We start from the raw sequence: 4,205 nt of genomic DNA on the forward strand, positions 1-4,205 counted from the left end.
ATACAGCAACTTTAATTGGAGCGAGTGCAACTGGTAATTTCAGAAACGTTCTTTTTTCTCCGGCAAGCTCATCCTCCGTATAACACTCCGAGAGTACTGCAAAAACCGTACGATCCACTCCGAAAGTTGGTTCAATAACATGTGGTATAAAATACTCGCCCGACTCTTCGTCCTGATAGCGAAGCTCGGTGCCGCTTTCTTTACTGTGGCGCATTAAGTCGTAATCGGTTCTGTACGCAAGACCATACAATTCTTTTCTTCCAAACGGATAGTCGTATTCAAAATCTATCGTTCTTTTAGAGTAATGTGCTCGATCATTTTCCGGTACTTCAAGCTCGTGAACACATTCGCGAGAAAGTCCTATAGCATCAATCCATTTCCATATTTGTTCTTTCCAGTGTTTAAAATGTTTTTCCCATTCATTTTCTTTTACAAAATATTCAAGTTCCATTATCTCAAATTCTCGCGCACGAAACAAAAACTCACGTGGCGCTATTTCATTTCTAAACGATTTGCCGATTTGCGCAATGCCAAATGGCAGTTTTGGATGAAATGAATCAATGATATTTTTGAAATTTACAAACATTCCCTGCGCTGGTTCCGGACGCAAATATGATACAGATGATTCGTCTTCAAGTGCTCCAACATGGGTTTTGAACATTAAGTTAAACTGTCTAACACTGCCGAGTCCACCACCACATTTAGGACACTCTTTTGTTTCCAATTGATCAGCACGAAAGCGTTTTTTACACTTTTTGCACTCAATAAGTGGATCAGAAAATCCTTCAGTGTGTCCGCTCGCTTGCCACACTTTGGCATTCATCAAAATCGATGTATCCATGCCATATATATCATCGCGTGTGTCTACAAACATATTCCACCACAATTTTTTTATGTTATTTTTAAGCGCTACACCAAGCGGTCCATAATCCCACGTGCCAGCAAGTCCTCCATATATTTCAGATCCGCGATATATAAAACCTCGCCGCTTTGCAAGTGATACTATGTCTTCCATTGTCCGCGATTGGTTTTTGTTCATATTTACCTTTTCACCCTCCAAAGTTTTACTGAGTAAAATTTAGGAGGGCAAGAATTTTTAGTTATTAAAACTCTTTCTGCTTATTTGTAAATATATTATTTCCTCCCTTAGGATTATTTTGCTTACTTTTTCATTTAGCTTCGCTAAACATAGCTAAAAACTTAGGAGGGTGAATTATTGCGTTACAGCTTCACCATTGTTTGGAAATCCTGGATCGGTGGAGAGTAGTGTGGTAAGCGGCGCTTTGGTGTGCTCAACGGTAACTTCTGCAAACCGGTCAAACCCGCTCACTACTTGCTTATTTACCAAGATTGGAGCACTGCCAAACTGGTTAATGTTCGGTGTAAACGCCACCTGAAATGCAACTTCTCGCTGCGATGCACTGGTGCTACCGCCTCCTGACTCAACTTCCCCGACATTCCAAACAATTTCCCGATCAATTGAGTTGAAAGTAACACTTTCACTGCTAGGATTTACCATTCCTACCCATCTGATATACGAGGGAATTGTTGCAACTACCTTGGTTCCTGCAACAGCATTTTGCACATTGGTAACAATCCAAACAACAGTGTATGTCGTCTCAACTCCTATCTTAGGTGGTATTGGACCACTGTTAACGAATGGCCCGCTAAAGTATACGGCACGAGCATTAAGAAGCAAATCAGACGCAATTTTAATCGTTCTGACCAGTGTTGAGGTAATACGTTCTGGCACTCGATCGCTTGAAATCCGTTTTCCTTTGACAGATATTTCAAATGTAATTTCAGGATTTCTGAGCGTTACCCCTGACGAAAGACTCAACGACTTAAAAGAAAATCGTACAGTTCCACTCTGTCCTGGTGAAAGCGATGCCAGTCGACTGTCAGTTTCCCTGCTCCAAAAAATAATATTGTTGTTAGATTGATAAAATCCTCCTTCAACATTTACTGAAAATTTATCAAGGGCGTTGCCGAGAATCTTTAGTTCAATCTCAGCGTCCGCAATACTGTCCGGCAAATTATTAAACCATGTGATATCTGCACGAATCTGCCGACCACTTTTGGATACATATTCTTCTTCCGTGCTTCCATCAAGTGCTAAATCAACACTGATAAATGGTTTCTTTACAACAATTGATTGGAGAAATGTGATGAATGCCACCTCTAATTTGTTTTCGTTTTTTTCACTCTGTATACCGGTTGAGAAACGGAAAATTCGTTCTTCTTCATCCTCTCCACGAATGGTGCCCACAATTGTAACTGTTCGTTTTCCACCAGACTTTATGTCGCCAAGTTCCCACACATTGCCCCCAAATGACGGCTTTGGGCGTGCCGATTTAAATTCAAAACCAAACGGATACTCAACGACCAATAACACATCTTTCATGAGTGTGGTTGAATTTGAAGTTATGGTTGCTGAAAGTTCAATACTCTGCCCCGAAGTAATTTCCTTGAGCGAATTAATTGAGAGCGACAATGGTGAAGAACTTATTGTGAGCTGGTACTTTCTTTCAGCAAAGAAAATTGCATTTGAACCATCTATCCGATATTCAATGGTTATGGCAATATCTTTCTGGCTGTTTTCTTTACCAAAGAGAACTGCGCGTATGGTTTTTTGTACTCGCTCGCCGGGTCTCAATGTGCCAATTGATTCCCTAAAGCGCGGTAGCTCAATTCCGAGATTGTCCACTGAACGTGTCCCTTCTGGATATTCAATAAGTAAGTCCACAAGCTTTATTGAGACACTGTTTTTGTTTACGATTGAGAGTTGAAGTATCATTTCTTCTCCACCGCCGATAGTTGTCGGTCCTTCTACTGTTATTTCAATATTCTTTGAAGATATGACATTAGCATCACCGAAAAAAAACAGGAGTGAAAGACCAAGTGCCATGACAAAAAACACCCCGGATATGACCAAAAGCCGTGAGAGTAGTGACTTTTTTTCTGGTGTTTGGGTCTTGGGAGTCTGAGGTTTCTGTGTATCATGCCAGCGCTTCGGAGTATCATAAGCAACCTCTCGAAGCTCTCTCCGCTTTTGTATTCCTAAATGCTTACTATTGCGAGAGTAGAGTTGTTTTTGTAAGTGCTCAATTCTGCTCTTTTCATCCATAATTGTCGTTTCTTATTTGCCCGCCAAAATTTTTAAACATAAAATAAAAACATCACACCGCTAATTCATGAAAATAGAACCTTGGATACAATTGTATTATACCGCAAACGATAAAAACTGAGGAGGTTGGAAAAAAGTATAGCATAATCATCATTATTGCCACACAAATACCTACCCTGCTAGAGGTGACTTTCCTTGAGTGCTTTATTTATTCCACGCACTACAGCAGTCTGCACGAGTGCAACTGCAGTAAGCATGTTCCGCTTGAACAACTCACTTGAAACAAGTGGGTCTGTCTGTGCTACTTTGCCTATGTACCCGAGCGAGTGCAATATTCGAAGTATTATAAGATACTCAAAAAGTTTCAGCTCATTATCATTCAATTTTTCATTTCGCAAAAATGCTATGCCATTTGAAATAATGGAAAACAATCGTTCATTTTTCTCTTCGCCAGCAAGTAGTCGACGAAGTAGCACGGTAACTTGTGCCAGCAATGCACATTTCTTTTTTTGATCGCGTAATTCCCAATAGGTATTGTACCGTTCTTTAGCACCTGTGATTCTCCAAACTTCTCTTCCTCGGACAAGAGAAATGTCCACACACGCTAGGTCCTGCAAATTGTATCTGAGTTTTGATTGTTCAACTCTCACACTCCGCGCGACCGCCCTTATGAGTCCGAACTCTTTAGTGAGTAATGAAAGATACCGATGTGACTCACCGGTATCTATTCCGCCAATGACAAACCCCTCTGTTGTGTGCACGTGGTGAGACATTGCTGTTACTTCAGTTCTATCTTAAAAATATTTCCCAAAATAGTAATTGACTCGCCAGAGTTTGGTGCAAACGTTATCGTATCAAGTAGCGCAGTCTTTTTAATTATTTTCTCATGTGCCATGATGAGCTCCTTTCCAAGATTGCTGGTTTCAATCACAAGCGAAGTGGTGTCACGAGGAGTGAGTCCTCTTGTTTTCCGCAACTCCTGTACCCGACGTATAAAGTCGCGAACACTCCCTTCATCTCTCAATTCTTTTGTGATTTCAGTATCAAGGAGTACTTCTGCAGTAACCAAATCATCAAA

3 protein-coding genes and 1 pseudogene (1 of these 4 running past the window's edge) are annotated in these 4,205 nt (G+C 40.7%); all 4 read right to left on the minus strand.

The genetic code is table 11. The annotated features are described in order from the left end of the window. Positions 1 to 1,039, minus strand: a pseudogene (locus tag IIB50_01730) (glycine--tRNA ligase) (it extends 375 nt beyond the left edge of the window). A gap of 174 nt (positions 1,040 to 1,213) precedes the next feature. Beyond that, positions 1,214 to 3,127: a hypothetical protein gene (locus IIB50_01735; GenBank protein MCH7529816.1), complete on the minus strand. Its 1,914-nt coding sequence runs from the start codon at positions 3,125 to 3,127 to the stop codon at positions 1,214 to 1,216. A gap of 179 nt (positions 3,128 to 3,306) precedes the next feature. Beyond that, on the minus strand, positions 3,307 to 3,888 hold the full coding sequence (locus IIB50_01740; GenBank protein MCH7529817.1) for a recombination protein O N-terminal domain-containing protein: 582 nt from the start codon (positions 3,886 to 3,888) through the stop codon (positions 3,307 to 3,309). A 17-nt stretch (positions 3,889 to 3,905) separates the two neighbouring features. Continuing rightward, positions 3,906 to 4,205, minus strand: a 300-nt coding sequence (locus IIB50_01745; GenBank protein MCH7529818.1) for a hypothetical protein, incomplete at its 5' end; no start/stop codon positions are given.

It is taken from the genome of Patescibacteria group bacterium (assembly GCA_022560785.1).
Taxonomy (GTDB): Bacteria; Patescibacteriota; Minisyncoccia; order Phycocordibacterales; family JADFSL01; genus JADFSL01.

What these genes read in the sequence shown, in the direction of transcription:
- IIB50_01735 (MCH7529816.1), bottom strand. Translation starts at nt 3,127, where the DNA reads ATGGATGAAAAGAGCAGAATTGAGCACTTACAAAAACAACTCTACTCT.